Origin of the sequence: Agromyces larvae, from assembly GCF_022811705.1 — a bacterium.
GTDB lineage: Bacteria > Actinomycetota > Actinomycetes > Actinomycetales > Microbacteriaceae > Agromyces > Agromyces larvae.
Genome location: NZ_CP094528.1, coordinates 3,353,042 through 3,371,210, shown reverse-complemented (window position 1 = coordinate 3,371,210; position 18,169 = coordinate 3,353,042). Strand labels below are relative to the sequence as shown.

Genomic DNA, 18,169 nt, shown 5'->3' with positions numbered 1-18,169 from the left:
GCATGACGAACCCCACTGCTGCCGAACTGATCGCGCGGTCGAACCGCCTCGGCGCCGACCCGCGGAACACGAACTACGCCGGCGGCAACACGTCGGCCAAGGGCGTCGAGACCGACCCCGTCACGGGCGAGCCCGTCGAACTGCTCTGGGTGAAGGGCTCGGGCGGCGACCTGGGCACCCTCACCGAGCAGGGCCTCGCGGTGCTGCGGCTCGACCGGCTGCGCGCGATGGTCGACACCTACCCCGGTGTCGAACGCGAGGACGAGATGGTCGCGGCCTTCGACTACGCGCTGCACGGCAAGGGCGGTGCGGCGCCGTCGATCGACACCGCCATGCACGGCCTCGTGGACGCGGCGCACGTCGATCACCTGCACCCCGACTCGGGCATCGCGATCGCGACCGCCGCCGACGGCCCCGAGCTCACCGAGCGGATCTTCGGCGACCAGGTCGTCTGGGTGCCGTGGCGTCGCCCCGGGTTCCAGCTCGGGCTCGACATCGCCGAGATCAAGGCGGCGAACCCGCAGGCCGTCGGCTGCATCCTCGGCGGTCACGGCATCACCGCGTGGGGCGACACGAGCGACGAGGCCGAACGCAATTCGCTCTGGATCATCGACACCGCCGCCGCGTACCTCGCCGAGCACGGAGCATCCGAACCGTTCGGTGCGGTCGTGCCGGGCTACGAGTCACTCCCGCCCGCCGAGCGCCGCGCGAAGGCGGCGGCGCTCGCCCCGACCATCCGCGGCCTCGCGAGCGTCGACAAGCCGCAGGTCGGGCACTTCACCGACAGCGACGTCGTGCTCGAGTTCCTCTCGCGCGAGAAGCTCGCCCCGCTCGCGGCGCTCGGCACGAGCTGCCCCGACCACTTCCTGCGCACCAAGGTGCGCCCGCTCGTGCTCGACCTTCCGGCCGACGCGTCGATCGAGGCATCCGTCGCCCGCCTGAAGGAGCTGCACGCCGAGTACCGCGCCGACTACGCCGCCTACTACGAGCGCTACGCGACGCCTGCTGCGGTCCCTGAGCCCGTCGAAGGGAGCCCCGCTTCGACGAGCTCAGCGAGCGAGAGCGGGAGCTCCGCTTCGACGAGCTCAGCGAGCGAGGGCGGGAGCCCCGCGATGCGCGGCGCCGACCCGGCGATCGTGCTCGTGCCGGGCGTCGGCATGTTCTCGTTCGGCAAGGACAAGCAGACCGCGCGCGTCGCGGGCGAGTTCTACGTCAACGCGATCAACGTGATGCGCGGCGCCGAGTCGGTCTCGACGTACGCGCCGATCAGCGACGAGGAGAAGTTCCGCATCGAGTACTGGGCGCTCGAAGAGGCGAAGCTGGCGCGGATGCCCCGGCCGAAGTCGCACGCGACGCGCGTCGCCCTCGTCACGGGCGCCGCGTCGGGCATCGGCAAGGCGATCGCGACGCGGCTCGCGGCCGAGGGCGCGTGCGTCGTGATCGCCGACCTCGACCTGGAGAAGGCGCAGGCGGCCGCGGCCGAGCTGGGCTCTTCGGATGTCGCGATCGGCGTCGCGGCGAACGTGACGGATGCCGCGCAGGTGCAGGCCGCGATCGATGAAGCGGTGCTCGCATTCGGCGGGCTCGACCTGATCGTGAACAACGCCGGGCTCTCGCTCTCCAAGCCCCTGCTCGAGACCACCGAGGCCGACTGGGACCTGCAGCACGACGTCATGGCGAAGGGCTCGTTCCTCGTGTCGAAGGCCGCGGCCCGCGTGCTCATCGACCAGGGCATGGGCGGCGACATCGTGTACATCTCGTCGAAGAACTCGGTCTTCGCCGGCCCGAACAACATCGCGTACTCGGCGACGAAGGCCGACCAGGCGCACCAGGTGCGCCTCCTCGCGGTCGAACTCGGCGAATACGGGGTGCGCGTCAACGGCGTGAACCCCGACGGCGTCGTGCGCGGGTCCGGCATCTTCGCGTCGGGATGGGGCGCGAACCGCGCCGCGACCTACGGCGTCCCCGAGGAGAAGCTCGGCGAGTTCTACGCGCAGCGCACGATCCTGAAACGCGAAGTGCTGCCCGAGCACGTCGCGAACGCCGTGTACGTGCTGACCGGGCCCGAGCTCAGCCACACGACCGGGCTGCACGTGCCGGTCGACGCGGGCGTCGCGGCGGCGTTCCTGCGATGAACGGAGACGCCCGCTCCGCCGGTCGAGGAGCGCCGGCGGGCGCGGTCGCCGCGGTCGACCTCGGAGCGACGAGCGGGCGGGTCGTCGTCGGGCACGTCGACGCGGCCGCCGGCCGCCTGGAGCTCGAGCACATCGCGCGATTCCCGAACGGCGGCGTGCGCCTCGCCTCGGGGCTGCACTGGGACCTCACCGGGCTCATCCGCGACGCGTCCGCCGGGCTCGCCGAAGCGTTCCGGCGGGTCCCCGGCATCCGGTCGGTCGGGATCGACGCGTGGGCCGTCGACTACGCCCTGCTGCGCGGCGACCGCATGCTCGGCGAACCGTTCCACTACCGCGACGAGCGCACCGCGCGCGGCGTCGAGGCGGTGCATCGCGTCGTGCCGTTCGCCGAGCTGTACCGCCGCAACGGGCTCCAGTTCCTGCCGTTCAACACGGTCTACCAGCTCGCCGACGAGCAGGAGAACGGATGCCTCGCCCTCGCCGACACCGTGCTGCTGGTGCCCGATCTCATCGCGTTCCAGCTCACCGGCGCGCGCGTCGCCGAGCGCACGAACGCGTCGACGACCGGACTCGTCGGGGTCTCGTCGGGCGAGTGGGACACCGAGCTGATCGCGCGGCTCGGGCTCGAGGCATCCGTGCTGCCCCCGCTCGTCGCACCCGGCACCTCGCTCGGGCCGCTGCGCCCGGCCGTCGCGACCGAGCTCGGCGCGCCCGGGCTCGGCGCAACCGACGGCGTCGAGGTGGTCGCGGTCGGATCGCACGACACGGCGTCCGCCGTCGTCGCGGTGCCGATGCGCGCCGAGTCGGCCGCGTACATCTCGTGCGGCACGTGGGGACTCGTCGGCGTCGAGGTGGCCGAACCCGTGCTCTCCGACGCGGCCCGCGAGGCGAACTTCACCAACGAGGGCGGCGTCGACGGACGCATCCGGTTCCTGCACAACGTGATGGGGCTGTGGCTGCTCAGCGAATCGGTGCGCTGGTGGGAGCGCGAGTCGGGCGAACCCGTCGACCTGCCGAGCCTCATCGGCGCCGCCCGCGACGTCGTCGCCGAGGTGCCCGTGTTCGACGTCGACGACCCGCGCTTCATGGCGCCCGGCGACGTGCCCGGCCGCATCGCCGAGTGGTGCGCCGAGCACGGCGTCGCCGCGCCGCGCACGCGCGCGGAGTTCGCCCGCTCGATCATCGAGAGCCTCGCTGAAGCGTTCGCGGCCGCCGTGCGCACCGCGTCGATCCTGTCGGGGGTCGACGTCGAGACGATCCACCTGGTCGGCGGCGGCTCGCAGAACACGCTGCTCTGCCAGCGGACCGCCGATCGCGCCGGCATCCCGGTGCTCGCGGGGCCTGTGGAGGCGACCGCGCTGGGCAACGTGCTCGTGCAGGCGCGCGCCCAGGGGTTGGTCGCCGGTGACGCCGACCTCGAGTCGCTGCGCGCGCTCGTCGCGGCCGCGCTGCCGCCCAGACGGTACGAACCGCGCTGAGTCGGGCGTGCGGGGCGTCGCCCGCGTCGCGCTGCCCGCGCTGCCCGCGCGACGTCCCGCGCGACGTCCCTCCGGCAGGTCGCCGCTGCGCCACCTGCGCGGCCTCCGCGCCAGCCGAAGTGGCGCGGCGCCGGCCGAGGTGGCGCAGCGGCGGCGGGCGGGGCCGATCGAGACGACGCCCGCCCGCGCGGCACACGAGCGCCGGGAATCATCGGGGCCGAGCCGCGCTTGCACCAACCATGGGGAATCCGCCTGCGACGGCCGCGCTCACCGCGACGCGCGATGCGGCGAGCATCGACGCCGTGCTCGACCGCCTGCGGTGGCGCGTGCTCGAGTTCGCCGACTACTCGCTGGTTCCGGGCGTCGACCGGGCCGACGCGGGGCAGGGCATCCGATTCCACTACGTCGCGAGCGGAACGGTGTCGATCAGCTGCCCCGCCGGTGCGATCGACGTGCGCGCGGGCGACTTCGTGCTGCTCTCGCGGGCCGTCGGCGCGACGCTGCGCGCCGACGGCCCGACCCGACTCGTCAGCGGATCGCTGCACCTCGAACTCGGGGGCGGCGTCGCGCGCGGGCTGATGCCCACCGTGCTGTTCGCCGGCGGATTCCGCACGCACGAGCCCGCCTTCGCATCGCTGCTCGAGACGCTGAACCGCGAGGCCGTCGGCGAGCGCGCGGGATACGAATCGGTCGCCCGCCGGGTCGCCGACCTCGTCGCATCCGCTGCGCTGCGCGTGTGGTTCGAGCACGGCTGCGGCGACCCGCGCGCCTGGCTCGTGCATCTCCAGGACCCGAACCTGGCACGCGCGCTCGAGGCGATGCACGCCGATCCGGGCGGGCGCTGGACCGTCGAGGCCCTCGCGCGCCTCGCGCGGGCCTCGCGGTCGCAGTTCGCCGAGCGGTTCCGGCAGTCGGTCGGCGAGACGCCCGCGAGGTACCTCACCCGACTGCGCATGGAGCGGGCCGAGCGGATGCTCCGGGCCGGCGCCAGCGTGACCGAAGCCGCCGCCGCGCTCGGCTACGACAGCGACGAGGGGTTCAGCCGCGCGTTCCGCCGGCACGCGGGCGCTCCGCCGAGTCTCTGGAGGGCGACCGCCGGCGCCGCGTGAGCCGCCGGCCGCCCCACCGTGTGCCGACATTCGACGAATGCGGGGTCAGCGGCGCCCGGCCGCCACCAGCACGACCCCGCCGGCGACCGCGACCAGACCGCCCGCGATGAGCGCCGCCTGCACGCCGGCCGAGTCGACGACGAGCCCGCCGACGGCTGCGCCCACCGCGATCGCGATCTGGAAGGCCGAGACCACCAGCCCGCCCGCGCTCTCGAGTCGGTCGGGTGCGACCCGCGCGATCCACGCCTGCACGGTCGTCGGCACCGCGCCGAACCCGGTGCCCCACACCAAGACGCCCAGCGCCACGAGCCAGAGGTTCGACCCGCCGAGGGCGAGCATCGCGGTGCCGACGCCGATCGCGAGCGGCACGCCGACGAGCAGCACCCCGAGGCGCCGGTCGGCGATCGGCCCGGCGGCCAGGTTGCCGATGAAGGTCGCGACCCCGAACACCACGAGCAGACCCGCCAGCAGCGCCGCCGACATCCCGTCGACCGATTCGAACACGGGACGCAGGTAGGTGAACCCCATGAAGTGGCCGCCCGCGAGCAGCACGATCGCGAGCACGCCGAGCGCCACGACCGGGCGCGCCGCGGTCTGCAGCAGCGAGCGCACGCCGGGCGCTCCCGTCGGGGGCACCGACGGCAGCGTGATCGCCTGCACGATGAGCGCCACGACCGCAGCGGCCGCAGCGAGCAGGAACACCGCGCGCCAGCCGAGCACCTCGCCGAGGTAGGCGCCCGCGGGCACCGCGGCGATCGTGGCGAGGGTCATGCCGGTGTTCACGACGGTCATCGCCCGGCCGATCCGGTCGGCGGGCACGAGCTGCGCGGTCACCGCGAGCGAGAGCGCCCAGATGCCCGCGATCGCGAGCCCGAGCAGCAGGCGAGCGGCGAGCATGCCGCCGAAGGACGGCACCACGGCCACGAGCACGTTCGACAGCGCGGCCAGCGCGGTGAGGCCCATCACCACCCAGCGCCGGTCGACGCGCGGCACGACGGCGACCACGAGCGGCCCGCCGACGATGCCGGCGAGGCTGGTGGCGGTCACGAGCTGGCCGGCCGCGCCCTGCGTGAGGCCGAGGTCGGCCGCGATCGGCGAGAGCAGGCTCGCCGGCAGGAACTCGCTCGCGACCATCGTGAAGATCGCGAGGCTGATCGAGACGACGCCCGCCCACGCGGCGCGGGTGCGCTGGGGCGGCGACGCCGGTGGTGCATCGCGGACGACGCCGGCGGCGGTCGGGGTCGCGATCGGTGCGGCGGGGATGGAGGACGTGTTCGTCATGCTGCTCCTTCAGGTCTTCCCCTGCGGCAACGCGCCGATGCACGCGGTCGATCCGACCATGCGTCGGCATCACCCGACCGTTCCGCCGGGAATCGTCGCCGGCACCAGACCGCAGCGAGGACCGAGCCGAACACCGCACCGGGCCGCGCGCCGCGCGTCGCGTGCCGCGCGTCGCGGGCCGCCCGCGTGCCGCCGCCCGCGCGCCGCTACCCGAGCAGCGGCAGCGCGGCGCCGATCGCGAGGTCGGCGGTCGCCACGGCCTGGCCGGTGACGAGCGAGCGGTTGCCCGCGAGGCCGACCGCCATCGAGCGCACCCCGTCGTGCCAGGTCGCCGCACGCCCGAGCGGGTCGGCTTCGGCGCCCGCGAACACGTCGCGCAGCAGCACTGCATCGCCGCCGCCGTGGCCGCCCTCGCCGTTCGGGATCGGCACCTCGCGCGCGGCGCCGAACTGACGCTGCACCACGAGCCGCTCCGACACGGGTCGCCCGCTCTCGCGAGCCACCTCGTCGGGCCGGGCACTCGGGTCCACCACCGGGCGGCCGTCGCCGTCGACGAGCACGGCTCCCCGCTCGACGACCGTGAGCTCGGCCCGGCCCGCGGTGCCGTTCACCGCGACCGTGTAGCCCTCCCACGGCGAGTGCGCGTTGAGCGAGTACGACATGGTCGCCCCACCCGCGTAGTCGACGACGAGCGCGAGGTTGTCCTCGATGGTGATGCCCTCGTCGAACACGTCGCGGTCGCGCAGGTAGCCGTCGTGGTGCTCCTGGTCGTAGTAGAGGCCGCGCAGCACGGGGTCGTCGCGCAGATCGAGGCTGAACGCGTCGCGCAGCGGCGAGTCGTCGGTGCCGCGCGCGGGGCGCGCACCGAGGCCGCGGCGGCGCGCGTTCTCGGCGCCGTAGAAGCGCAGGCCGCCGCTGGCGTACACCCGGGTCGGCCGGTCGTCCAGCCACCAGTTCACCAGGTCGAAGTGGTGGCTCGACTTGTGCACGAGCAGCCCGCCCGAGTTCTGCTTCTCGCGGTGCCAGCGCCGGAAGTAGTCGGCCCCGTGCGCGGTGTCGAGCACCCACTCGAAGTGCACGGACGTGACCTCGCCGATCTCCCCGGACGCGATGAGCTCCTTGAGCGCGGTGTTGCGCGGCGAGTAGCGGTAGTTGAACGTGATCACCACGTCACGGCCGGTGCGTTCGACGGCCTCCGCGATGGCGCGGACGCCGGCCTCGTCGACCGTGAGCGGCTTCTCGACCACCGCGTCGGCCCCGCCCTCGAGCGCGGCGACGATGTAGCCGGCGTGGGTGAAGTCGGGCGACGTGATGATGACGCGGTCGATGCCGTGCTCGGCGATCGCCTCGCCGAGGCGGTCGGCGTCGAAGCGCGCAGGCACCGGCAGCGAGGCATCCGCGAACACCTGCTCCGACCAGTCGAGCCGGCCCGCATTCGGATCGCTCCAGGCGACCAGCCGGGCGGTGTCGGCGTGCGCACCGGTGATGGCACCGAGGTACATCTGCGCGCGTGAACCGGTGCCGATCAGGGCGTAGCGGATGCTCCGGGGCTGCGACATGGGACTCCTGACGTCGGCTGAACTGTGGTGGTCGGGTGGTGGCCGGCTTACTTGATGCCGGTGGTCGCGAACCCCTTGATGAGGTAGCGCTGTCCGATGAGGAACGCGAGGAACAGCGGGATGAGCGACACCACCGACATCGCGAACATGGCGCCGTAGTTCGACGACGACTGCGCATCGATGAAGCCCTTCAGCGCCACCGACACGGGGAAGTTGTCGCGGGTGCGCAGGTAGATCAGCGGCCCGAAGAAGTCGCCCCACGTCCAGATGAACGTGAAGATCGCGGTGGTGGCCAGAGCCGGCACCATGAGCGGCAGCGTGATCTGCGCGTAGATGCGGAACTGCCCGGCGCCGTCGATCCGCGCCGCCTCGAAGATCTCCTTCGGCAGGCCGCGGATGAACTGCACCATCAGGAAGATGAAGAACGCATCGGTCGCGAGGAACTTCGGCACCACCAGCGGCAGGAAGGTCTCGAGCCACCCGAGCTCGCGGAAGATGATGAACTGCGGCACCAGCACGACATGGAACGGCAGCATGATCGTGCCGAGCATGATCGCGAAGAACAGGTTGCGGCCCCAGAACTTCAGTCGCGCGAACGCGTAGGCGGCCAGCGAGCAGGAGACCAGATTGCCGATGATGGCGCCGATGACCAGGATCGAGGAGTTCGCGAGGAACACGCTGAACGGCAGCTGCTGGGAGGTCCAGCCGTGCACGTAGTTGTCGAGGGTGAGGTCGGTGGTGAAGATGCCGAGGTCGCTGAAGATGCGCTCGTTCGGTTTGAACGACGACACCACCAGCCACAGCAGCGGATACACCATGATCAGCGAGAGCAGGATGAGCCCCGCGTGCTTCAGCACCGAGACCCACGCGCGTCGCGCGGGGCGCGGCCGCACGCGCGCGGTGGGGGCGACGATCGCGCGGGTCGCGGCGGTCGGGTCGACGGTGGAGGTCATCATCGGGCTCCGTTCTTCGGTCGTGGCTGACGCAGGTCCGAGGGCGGTGGGGGCACGGCCCAGCTCAGTCGTCATAGAAGACCCAGAACTTCGAGAACCAGAAGTTCACCGCCGTCAGCCCGCCGATGACGAGCAGCAGGAACCACGCCATCGCCGACGCGTAGCCCATGTTCAGCTCGGTGAACGCCTCCTTGTACAGGTAGAGCGTGAAGAACATCGTCGAGTCGCTCGGGCCGCCCGTGCCGCCCGAGACGATGTACGCCTGGGTGAACGACTGGAACGCGAAGATGATCTGCAGCACGAGGTTGAAGAAGATGATCGGCGTCAGCAGCGGCAGCGTGATCGAGAAGAACCGGCGGAACCGGCCGGCCCCGTCGACCTCGGCGGCTTCGTAGAACATCTCGGGGATCTGGCGCAGCCCCGCGAGGAAGATCACCATCGGCGAGCCGAAGGTCCACACATGCAGCACGATGATCGTGCCGAGGGCGAAGTCGGGGTGGGCGATCCATCCGGGTCCGTCGATGCCGAACCAGGCGAGGACGCCGTTGACCAGGCCCTCCTTGCCGAACACCTGACGCCAGAGGATGGCGATCGCCACCGATCCGCCCATGAGGCTCGGCAGGTAGAAGATCGAGCGGTAGAACGACAGGCCGCGCATGCCGCGGTCGAGCAGCATCGCGACGGCGAGCGCGAGCGCGAGCTGCAGCGGCACCGACACGAAGACGTAGACGAGCGTGACCCGGAACGAATTCCACAGCCGCGCGTCGCCGAGCATGCGCGTGAAGTTGTCGAGGCCGCTCCAGGTGGGCGGCTGCAGCAGGTTGTAGTCGGTGAACGCGAGGTAGAGCGACGCCAGCATCGGCCCGATCGTGAACACCGCCACGCCGATCAGCCAGGGCGCGAGGAACAGGAACCCGGACCGGTTGTCGGGGTACTTCTGCGTGACCCGCGGCCCGCTGGTTCGCGCCGCACGCGCGAGCGTGCGGAGTTCGCCGAGACTACTCACTGGTCGACCTCCCTGTCAGCCGGCACCGAACGCGCGGTGAAAGCGGTTTCTCATGCGAGGATCGATTATGACCGCGGAGGGTTCGATCCGTCAAACATCGGATCGGACCGGGCACGAGGCCCGCGCGGCGAGCACGCGGCCGGGAGCGCCCCGACTGCGCGGAAGGAAGGGTCGCCGTGGTGAGACGATCGGCATCGACGACGATCACGGATGTCGCGAGCCACGCCGGCGTGTCGCCGGCCACGGTCTCGCGAGTGATGAACGGCCGGTTCCTGGGCGAGCCCTCGGTCGCCGAGCGCGTGCGCGCGGCAGCCGACGAGCTCGGCTACTCGCCGAGTCCGCTCGCCCGCAGCCTCGCCCTCGGCGAGACCCGCACCATCGCGTTCCTCGTGCCCGACCTCGGCAACCCGGCGTTCCAGGCGGTGCTGTCGGGCCTCACCAAGACCGCCGCCAGGGACGGCTACCGCGTGCTCATCGCCGACTCCGGCGAGTCGCCCGACGACGAGGCGCCGCTCGCCCTCGAGATCCGGCGCCGGTGCGACTCGATCGTGCTGTGCGCTCCTCGCATGCCCGAGGAGCAGTTGCTCGAGATCGCGCCGTCGCTGCATCCGCTCGTGCTCATCAACCGGCCCACTCCGCGGATCTCCGCGCCGTCGCTCGCGATCGACTACGAGTCGGGCATCCAGAACATCGCCCACCATCTGGCCTCGCTCGGCCACCGGCACCTGGTCTACCTCGCCGGACCCGAACGCAGCGTCTCGAACACCTACCGGCTGCGCGGCCTCGAGTCGTTCGAGCGCGCGGTGCCCGAGCTGCGCATCGACCGGATGCCGGGCGGAGTGCGCCCCGAGGACGGCGTCGCCGCCGCACCGGCGGTGCAGGCGTCGGGCGCGACGGCCGCCATCGCGTACAACGACCTCGTCGCGGTCGGCCTGGTCAACGGGCTGATCGAACGGGGCGTGCGGGTACCCGAGGACGTCTCGGTCACGGGCTTCGACGACATCCCGTTCTCGCGGTACACGACACCCCCGCTGACCACCGCGTCGGTGCCGCACGAAGAGCTCGGCGTGCAGGCGTGGCGTCGGCTGAGCGCGCTGATCGGGGGCACGGCGCCCGAGCACAACGTGATGTTCCAGCCCCGCGTCGAGGTGCGCGGATCCACCGGACCGGCCCCGTCGGCGCACTGAGATCGGCGGCCGCGGAGCACCGCGGCGCCGGCCGTCGAGCACCCGCACCATTTCGTTGACAGTCACAACATATCGGTGTACTTTCCGTGAAAGCGGTTTCTCTGTGCACTCCGAGACACCGCCGCCCCGGGCGATCCTGCCGCCCGGGACATCCAACTCGAGGGACCCGTCCGCGAGCCCCTCCAGAACCGAAGAGAGGCGCAATGACGCGACCATCACGCACCGTCGCCCGACACGCGGCGCTCGGCCTGGCCCTGACCGGAGCACTGCTCCTCACCGCGTGCTCGGGGCAGGCCCCCGCAGCCGACGGCGGCTTCGACCCCGACGAAGAGATCGAACTCCACATCGCCTGGTGGGGCAACGACGAACGAGCGGCCATCATGGCCGACGCGATCGACCTGTTCGAAGCCGAGTACCCGAACATCACCGTCGTCGAAGAACCGGTCGGCGCACCCGACGACCTCTTCAACCGGCTCGCGACCGACTTCGCCTCCAACACCGCCCCCGACGTGTTCGCACTCGGCGGCGCGAAGCCGCAGGAGTACGGCGCCGCCGGCGCGCTGCTCGACCTCTCGACGGTCGCCGACCAGCTCGACACGAGCAAGTACCCCGACTTCACGCTCACCAACGCCACCGTCGACGACACCCTCTACGGGCTGCCGACGGGCGGCAACGCGATCGGCGCACTCATCAACGTCGACCTGTTCACACAGGCCGGCGTGCCCGTGCCCTCCGACGACTGGACGTGGGAGGACCTGGCCGACGCGGCGAACCAGATCTCGGCCGAGCTCCCCGGCGTCGTCGGCCTCGACCTGCGCATCCAGGACATCCTGGGCACCTACATCGCGCAGTACTCCGAGGACGGCATCTACGACTGGGACGGCGAGCTCGCCACCGACGCCGAGACGGTGCAGCAGTGGTACGAGTACGAGCAGTCGCTCGTCGAATCGGGCGGCCTGCCCGACCCCTCGACCATCGTCGAGCACTGGAACGTCACCCCCGACCTGACCCTGTTCGGCACCGGCAAGGCGGCGATCAGCTTCGCCTACAACAACCAGATCGGCTCGTACGCGGCCGGAACGGGCGGCGCCGACGTGCAGATCATCGCCCCGCCGTCGTCGACCGGGGTGTCGGGCGTCTCGGTGCTGCCCTCGCAGTTCTGGTCGATCGCCTCGGGCAGCAAGCATCCCGAAGCCGCAGCGCTGCTGGTCGACTGGCTGCTCAACCAGCCCGAACCGGCGAAGCTGATCCTCGCCAACCGCGGCCTGCCGTTCAACCCCGACACCCTCGCGGTCGTGAAGCCCCTGCTCGCCCCGGCCGACGCGCAGTCCGCCGAATACCTCGAGAAGGTGCTCGAGGTCGGCGTCGTCGCCCCGCCGCAGCCCGCGGGCGGTTCGATCCTGAACGAGCTGTCGCAACGCATCGAGTCCGACATCCTGTTCGGCAAGACGTCGGCCGCCGACGGCGCGAAGCAGTGGATCGACGAGCTCGGCACGTCGCTCGCGAACGACTGAGTCCGCTCGGCACCAGCGTCGTGGGCGGTCCCGCCGGGCCGCCCACGACGCCTCCCCGCCCAAGCTCCCTGAGCCCGTCGAAGGGAGCCCGCCGAAGCTCCCTGAGCCCGTCGAAGGGAGCCCGTCGAAGGGAGCCCGCTTCGACAAGCTCAGCGAGCCACCACCGCCGACCGCTCCCTGAGCCCGTCGAAGGGAGCCCCCGCCCCGACAAACTCAGCGAACCACCACCGCCGACCGCTCCCTGAGCCCGTCGAAGGGAGCCCGCTTCGACAAGCTCAGCGAGCCACCGCCGACCACGAGGAGCATGCACGGATGCCCCGACACGACCTGCTCGACCGCCTGCGTTCGTCCCCGGTGCGCCTCGGCGAGGTGCGCTTCGCCGCGACCGGCGGGCCGCTCGAGTCCGCCTGGCGGCAGGCGGTCGACGAGCTCGCCGGATGCATCCATCCGCTCGTCGACGACGGCCCGCCCCTGCTCAACGAGGGCGGCGTCTATCCCGGCAGCTGGCTCGAGTCGACCGCGTCGATCAACGCCGAGGTGCTCGACCGGTTCCTGCCCCACGTCACGCACGCCACGCACCTCGCCTTCGCCGATGCGCAGCGCGCCGACGGGCTGCTGCCCTACAAGCTCACGGCCGACGGGCCGGGCTTCGCGCAGATCCAGATGGTCACCCCGTTCGCACGGTGCGTCTGGCGGCACTACCTCGCGACCGGCCGCGACCGCGACTACCTCGCGCGCATGTACCCGGCGCTCGCCCGGCACGACGCCTGGCTGGCGGAGCACCGCGACACCCGCGGCACGGGCGGCGTCGAGGCGTTCTGCACCTACGACACCGGACACGACCGGTCGCCGCGGTTCTGGGGCGTGCCCGACCAGACGCCCGGCGGCGACGCCGCACGCTTCGACCCCGAGTCGGGCATCCTGCCGTTCGTCGCGCCCGACCTGACCGCGAACGTCGCGTGTCAGCGCGCCTACCTCGCGCGGATCGCCGCCGAACTCGGCGACGATCCGGCGCCCTGGCTCGAGCGCGCGGGCGCGAGCCGCGCAGCGCTCGACGGATGCTTCGACGCCGACGACGGCCTCTGGTACGACGTGGACGCGGCCGGCCGGTTCGTGCGCGTGCAATCCGATGTGCTGCTGCGGGTGCTCGCCTGCGAGGTGGTTCCAGCCGAGGTGTTCGATGCGGCGCTCGGGCGCTACCTGCTGCACACCCGCAAGTTCTTCTCGGCGTACCCCTTCACCTCGCTCGCCCTCGACGACCCGCGGTTCGACCACGACTTCCGCGCGAACTCGTGGGGCGGGCCGGTCAACTTCCTCACGCTCATCCGCGCGCCGCAGGCGTTCGAGCACTACAGCCGAGCCGCCGAGCTCGCGTTCGCGCTCATGCCCGTGGTCGCCGCGGTGGCGCGCATGGGCCGATTCCCGCAGGTCATCAGCCCGTGGACGGGCGAGCCCGGGTACACCGAGCAGTACTCCCCCGCGATCCTGTGGCTGCTCGACACGGTCGAACGGCTCTTCGGCATCCTGCCGACGCCCGAGGGCGAGTTGTGGTTCTCGGGTCTCGTGCCGCGTCGCGTCGACCACCACGATGTCGCGGATGCGCTCGCCTATGAGCGCACGGTCGACGGGGTGCGCTTCGAGCTCGTGAACACGTACGAGGGTGCGGTCGGCTATCGCGACGGAGTCGAGTTCCTGCGGATGCCGCACGGCGTGCGGGCGATCGCCGGGCGCGACGGGCGGGTGCACGCCGTGGTGGGCCTCACCGCCCGCCCCGTCAGGGGCGAGTTGGTGATCGACGGGGTGCGGACCGAGGTGGAGGTCGCCGGCAACGAGCGGCTCGACGTCGACTCGGGCCGGGTCGTCTCCCGCCGCGGCGGCGGCGTGGTGCTGCCGCGGTCCTGAGGGGCCGAAGGGACGCTCCCTGAGCCCGTCGAAGGGAAGCTCCCTGAGCCCGTCGAAGGGAGCCCGTCGAAGGGAGCCCGCCGTGCTGGCACCCCGGTCGCGCCCTTCGACAAGCTCAGGGAGCGACACGCTCAGGGAGCGACAAGCTCAGGGAGCGACAAGACAGCTCCCCACGAACCTCACCGCCCGCCCGCGAGGTGGTCGCGCAGCACCTCGGTGAGCCCGACCCGTTCGACGCACCGGTCGAAGCGGAAGGATGCCGCGAGCTCGCGCGCGCGCTCCACGCTCACGCCGGCGAACCGGTCGCCGAAGCGTTCGGCGAGCGGCTCGGCGAGCAGGATGTGCCGCACGAGCACGGCGATGTGCGGCGTGCGGCCCCAGGGCCACGGCGCGTACTCGGGGAACTCTCGGTCGAAGAGCGCGTCGATCGGGTCCAGCACGTCGCGCACGCCCGCGTCGGATCCGCCCCACGAGTCGACGCCGAGCCGCTGCTTCTGCTCGAGCTCGGGCCGGATCAGCTCGACGTACGCACTGTCGGGCGCCGCGTGCACGAGGCCCTGCAGACCGATGTCCTTGTAGGTCCATAGGGCCCAGCTCGCGCCGTGCTCGCGGTAGATCTCGAGCTGGTCGCGCAGCAGCTGCAGCCGCCACGCGTCCTGGCTGCGATCGGGCGGGTACACCGGCCCGAACTCGCCGATCCAGATGGGCGTGCCGGTGCGGCGCATGTACTCGGTGCGCCGCAGGAACGTCCGTTCGACCGCGTCGCGATCGAAGTACTCGCCGCGGGTGGTGCCGGGGTACTCGGTCGCGCTCGTGATGCCGGGCAGGGCGTAGTCGTGCGCGGTGTACACGGTGTTCGGCAGCGGCTCGGCGCGCCCGTCGAAGACGCTGAAGTCGGTCGAGTACTTGTTGCCGTCGAGGAAGAGGATGTGGCGCGGGTCGATGGCGCGGATGGCCCGTTCGAGTCGGTCGTAGAAGGGCGGCAGCCGCTCGCCGGTCGGGTCGGCCGGTTCGTTGATCGGGTTGTACCCGGCGACCTCGGGGCGGTCCTTGAAGCGTTCGGCGAGCGCCTCCCACAGGTGCACCACACGATCCTGGAAGTGCGGATGGTTCCAGAACTCGGCGAGGTGGGTCGGGTTGTCGCTGTGCCAGTGCTGGTTCTGCCGGCCCGGCAGGGCGTGCAGGTCGAGCACCGAGTAGATGCCGTGCCGGCCGAGCAGCGTCACGACGCGGTCGAGTCGGGCGAATCCCTCCTCGCGCAGTTCGAAGGGGCGGGCGTCGTCTTCGAAGTGCCGGTAGTTGAACGGGATGCGCACGCTGTTGATGCCGATGGCGGCGAGGTGCGCGGCGTCGTCTTCGTCGAAGAAGTCGGTGAGGAACGCGTCGAAGAATGCGTCGTACGCGTCACGGCCCATGCGATCGAGCAGGATGCGGCGGAGATTCTGCTCGTTGCCCGGATACCCCGTGATGAAGTTCTCCATGTTCATCCAGCCGCCCAGGCCGACGCCGGCCAGGCGGACGACGCGGCCGGCGTCGTCGACGAGGTCGGTACCGCGCACGGTCAGGAAGGAGAGGTCGGTCATGGCTGGATGGTCCGTTCCGAGGGGGTGTCCGGCAGGGGGTGGCGGGGCGGCACGACGTGCATCAGGCGAGCGGCAGCGCGTCGGGGCGGGCGAGGCCGCGCACGTCGACGGTGGGCCAGCGTTCGTCGACGGTGAGCACCTCGACTCGCCCGCCGGCGACGACGACGGTGTCCTCGATCTTCTGCCTGGCCGTCGTCGGGTTCCAGGCGTACGCCTGCCCGTCGACGACGAGGTCGCCGGTCGCCGGCCCGGCTTTGGGGTCGCGTCCGGCGTAGCCGGTCGGGCCACCCTGGTGGTGGCGCAGCCACTCGTCGCGGTCGAACCCGTGCCGTTCGTACGACGCGGCGATGTCGGCGAGCACGTCAGCCAGTCGACGCCCCGGCCGGGTGGCGGCGAACGCGTCGGCTTCGACCTCGAGCAGTCGGCGCGCCACGGCGGCGGAGCCCGGTTCGTCGCCCAGCCATCGGGTGAGGTTCACGATCAGTCCGTTGCGGCGCGCGCCGACGACGGTCATCGCCCGGCGTCCGATCGGTGCGTCGGTGGGCAGCGGGTGACGCAGATCGAGTCGTCCTTCGCCGGCGACGAGCAGCACGACGGGCTCGGCGCCGAGGGCGATCAGCGCACGGGCCAGATCGGCGGTGAGGTCGCGCTCGCGCGTGGCCGCGCCGGCACCGGCGAGCACGTCGGTGAGCGCGGTCGCCAGGTCGGATCCGAGCGCCCGGTAGCGGGCGAGTTCGCCCGGCAGGAGTCGGGCGCGCAGTGCCCGCAGCTCGGCGGCCACCTGTGCTTCGCGGAGGTCGGCGGCGCCGTCGTCGGCCCGGGTGCCGGGCAGCGTGTCGAACCAGGCGACCGTGCGGGCGCGGATGCCGAGCGACGCGAGGTCGGGCAGCTCCTCGGCGAGCAGCCGGTCGTTCTCGTTGCGCAGGATGTGCAGCTCGACGCCGTCGCGCCGCACGATGGCGCTCAGCACCGGGTCGCCACCGAGCGGCACGGTCACGCGGGCGCCGTCGAGGAGCCAGGCGAGGCTCTCCCGGCCGGTGAGGGCGAGCGATTCGACGCCGCGCGCGTCGAGCAGTTCGTGGAGGCGGGCGAGCTTGGCGGGAACGTCGGCGCCTCGCGTCGGGATGGCCGTGACGGTGTCGGTCATGATCGCCCACTCTAGGCGAGAAACCGCTTTCACGAAAGCGGGGTCCGCCGGCCTCAGGCGATGATCGCAGCGGCCGGCGCGGTCGAGGATGCCACGCGCCCGCGTGCACGCTCGGTGTCGCGCATGCCCATCGCCGAGACGCCCACGCCGTACGTGACGAAGTCGCCGCGGGGTCGTACCGCGAAGGCCGTGATGCCCTGCGCCGCCTCGTCGCCGAACTCGAGCCCGTGCAGCAGCGCGTGCGCGACGTCGGGCGCCAGGTCGGCGACGGGCGTCGGCTCGGCCGCCCCCGAGAAGGTGATCGTGGCGGCGGGGATGCGGATCCACGGCAGGAACCAGACCCGCTTCGGGATGGCGACGGTGACCGACACCTGGGGGTGCGCGGTCAGGTGTCGGGTCTTCCAGTCGGCGGAACTGGTGGTGAACCACACGCGTCCGTCGTGCACCGCGTGCATGACGCCGGCCGTGCGGGCCTCGCCGCGGGCGGTGACCATACCGACCACCATGAAGTTCGTGCTCGCCATCGTCTGCCAGACGGTGTCGCGGGTCAGGTCGACCATCACGGGCTCCTTTACAATGTCAAGTGAATGTCGGGAGCGACGCTACGGCACGTAGCTTTACAATGTCAAGGGCTTCGAGACATCCGTTCCTCGACGGCGACGTAAGGTGACCACATGACGACCGCTGCGACCGGCACCTCCCCGGGCCGCGCCGCGCTGCTCAAGGCGCTCGAGGAGCTGGCCCGCGAGCAGGGCGTGAACAACGTCGGCCTGCGCGAGGTCGCGCGCCGCGCGGGTCTCTCGCACGCGGCGCCGACCCACTACTTCGGCAGCCGCGAGGGCATGATCCGCGCGCTCGCGCTCGAGGGTCTCGCCATGCTCGAAGACGAGCTGTGCACGGCGCAGGAGCGCGCCGCGCATCTGCCGGGGCGCGAACGGCTCGTCGACGACTCGCTGCAGTTCGTCGCGTTCGCCGTGCGGCATCCCGCGCACTACGACGCGATGTTCCGCACGCCGTCGGCGGCATCGGGCGACGAGACGCTCGACCGAGCCCGGCTCGCCGCGCTCGACGGGCTGCGGGCGCTCGTCGTCGACGTGCGCGAGCGCGGCGACATCGCCGGCGACGTCGAGACGACGTTCCTCCAGCTCTGCGCGCTGAGCCACGGCCTCGCCTCACTGGCCGTCGACGGGCTGCTGCACGGACTCGACGGCCCCGCGGCATCCGCGACCGATGCGGGCCGCGACCTCGTCGAGCGCACCGTCCGCGCCCAGGTCGCGCAGCTGCCCTGACCGCGACCCGCCGAACCTCAGCAGAG

14 protein-coding genes are annotated in these 18,169 nt (G+C 72.0%); 7 read left to right on the top strand and 7 right to left on the bottom strand.

Going from position 1 to position 18,169, the window contains the following annotated elements:
- Positions 1–2 precede the first annotated feature (2 nt).
- The 3 genes from MTO99_RS16065 to MTO99_RS19095 all read left to right on the top strand — a co-directional run bounded on the left by MTO99_RS16065 (position 3) and on the right by MTO99_RS19095 (position 4,722).
- Positions 3–2,135: a bifunctional aldolase/short-chain dehydrogenase gene (locus MTO99_RS16065; RefSeq protein WP_243559152.1), complete on the top strand. Its 2,133-nt coding sequence runs from the start codon at positions 3–5 to the stop codon at positions 2,133–2,135.
- Positions 2,132–3,613 (top strand): rhamnulokinase, encoded by a 1,482-nt coding sequence (locus tag MTO99_RS16060; RefSeq protein WP_243554827.1) that lies wholly within the window; start codon positions 2,132–2,134, stop codon positions 3,611–3,613. Before MTO99_RS16065 ends, MTO99_RS16060 begins: the two co-directional genes overlap by 4 nt.
- A gap of 239 nt (positions 3,614–3,852) precedes the next feature.
- Positions 3,853–4,722, top strand: a complete 870-nt coding sequence (locus MTO99_RS19095) for a helix-turn-helix domain-containing protein (protein ID WP_290428390.1) — start codon at positions 3,853–3,855, stop codon at positions 4,720–4,722.
- 45 nt (positions 4,723–4,767) lie between these two features.
- On the opposite strand, the gene MTO99_RS16045 is transcribed toward MTO99_RS19095, so the two are convergent.
- The 4 genes from MTO99_RS16045 to MTO99_RS16030 form a co-directional block, all read right to left on the bottom strand.
- A complete protein-coding gene (locus MTO99_RS16045; protein WP_243554826.1) occupies positions 4,768–6,003 on the bottom strand; it encodes an MFS transporter in 1,236 nt (411 codons plus the stop codon).
- Positions 6,004–6,209: 206 nt separating this feature from the next.
- Positions 6,210–7,562 (bottom strand): Gfo/Idh/MocA family protein, encoded by a 1,353-nt coding sequence (locus MTO99_RS16040; protein ID WP_243554825.1) that lies wholly within the window; start codon positions 7,560–7,562, stop codon positions 6,210–6,212.
- Positions 7,563–7,609: 47 nt separating this feature from the next.
- Positions 7,610–8,515 carry a carbohydrate ABC transporter permease gene (locus MTO99_RS16035; RefSeq protein WP_243554824.1) on the bottom strand — a complete coding sequence of 302 codons (906 nt, stop codon included), beginning with the start codon at positions 8,513–8,515 and terminating at the stop codon, positions 7,610–7,612.
- Positions 8,516–8,579: 64 nt separating this feature from the next.
- The gene (locus MTO99_RS16030) at positions 8,580–9,521 is read right to left on the bottom strand and encodes a carbohydrate ABC transporter permease (RefSeq protein WP_243554823.1); all 942 of its coding nucleotides are present in this window, start codon (positions 9,519–9,521) and stop codon (positions 8,580–8,582) included.
- Positions 9,522–9,697: 176 nt separating this feature from the next.
- On the opposite strand from MTO99_RS16030, the gene MTO99_RS16025 reads away from it, so the two are divergent.
- The 3 genes from MTO99_RS16025 (at position 9,698) to MTO99_RS16015 (ending at position 14,124) form a co-directional block, all read left to right on the top strand.
- Positions 9,698–10,708, top strand: coding sequence for a LacI family DNA-binding transcriptional regulator (locus MTO99_RS16025; RefSeq protein WP_243554822.1), 1,011 nt, complete (start codon positions 9,698–9,700; stop codon positions 10,706–10,708).
- Between the two features lie 203 nt (positions 10,709–10,911).
- Positions 10,912–12,222 carry an ABC transporter substrate-binding protein gene (locus tag MTO99_RS16020; RefSeq protein WP_243554821.1) on the top strand — a complete coding sequence of 437 codons (1,311 nt, stop codon included), beginning with the start codon at positions 10,912–10,914 and terminating at the stop codon, positions 12,220–12,222.
- A gap of 312 nt (positions 12,223–12,534) precedes the next feature.
- Complete coding sequence (locus MTO99_RS16015) at positions 12,535–14,124, top strand: MGH1-like glycoside hydrolase domain-containing protein (RefSeq protein ID WP_243554820.1); 1,590 nt, start codon at positions 12,535–12,537, stop codon at positions 14,122–14,124.
- 179 nt (positions 14,125–14,303) lie between these two features.
- Here MTO99_RS16015 and MTO99_RS16010 read toward each other — a convergent pair whose 3' ends face one another.
- From MTO99_RS16010 to MTO99_RS16000, 3 genes are all read right to left on the bottom strand, one after another.
- Complete coding sequence (locus tag MTO99_RS16010; protein ID WP_243554819.1) at positions 14,304–15,707, bottom strand: glycoside hydrolase family 5 protein; 1,404 nt, start codon at positions 15,705–15,707, stop codon at positions 14,304–14,306.
- 61 nt (positions 15,708–15,768) lie between these two features.
- Positions 15,769–16,854, bottom strand: a complete 1,086-nt coding sequence (locus MTO99_RS16005; RefSeq protein ID WP_243554818.1) for a M24 family metallopeptidase — start codon at positions 16,852–16,854, stop codon at positions 15,769–15,771.
- A 53-nt stretch (positions 16,855–16,907) separates the two neighbouring features.
- Positions 16,908–17,414, bottom strand: coding sequence for a pyridoxamine 5'-phosphate oxidase family protein (locus MTO99_RS16000; protein ID WP_243554817.1), 507 nt, complete (start codon positions 17,412–17,414; stop codon positions 16,908–16,910).
- A 114-nt stretch (positions 17,415–17,528) separates the two neighbouring features.
- On the opposite strand from MTO99_RS16000, the gene MTO99_RS15995 reads away from it, so the two are divergent.
- Positions 17,529–18,143, top strand: coding sequence for a TetR/AcrR family transcriptional regulator (locus tag MTO99_RS15995; protein ID WP_243554816.1), 615 nt, complete (start codon positions 17,529–17,531; stop codon positions 18,141–18,143).
- The last annotated feature ends 26 nt before the right edge of the window (positions 18,144–18,169 follow it).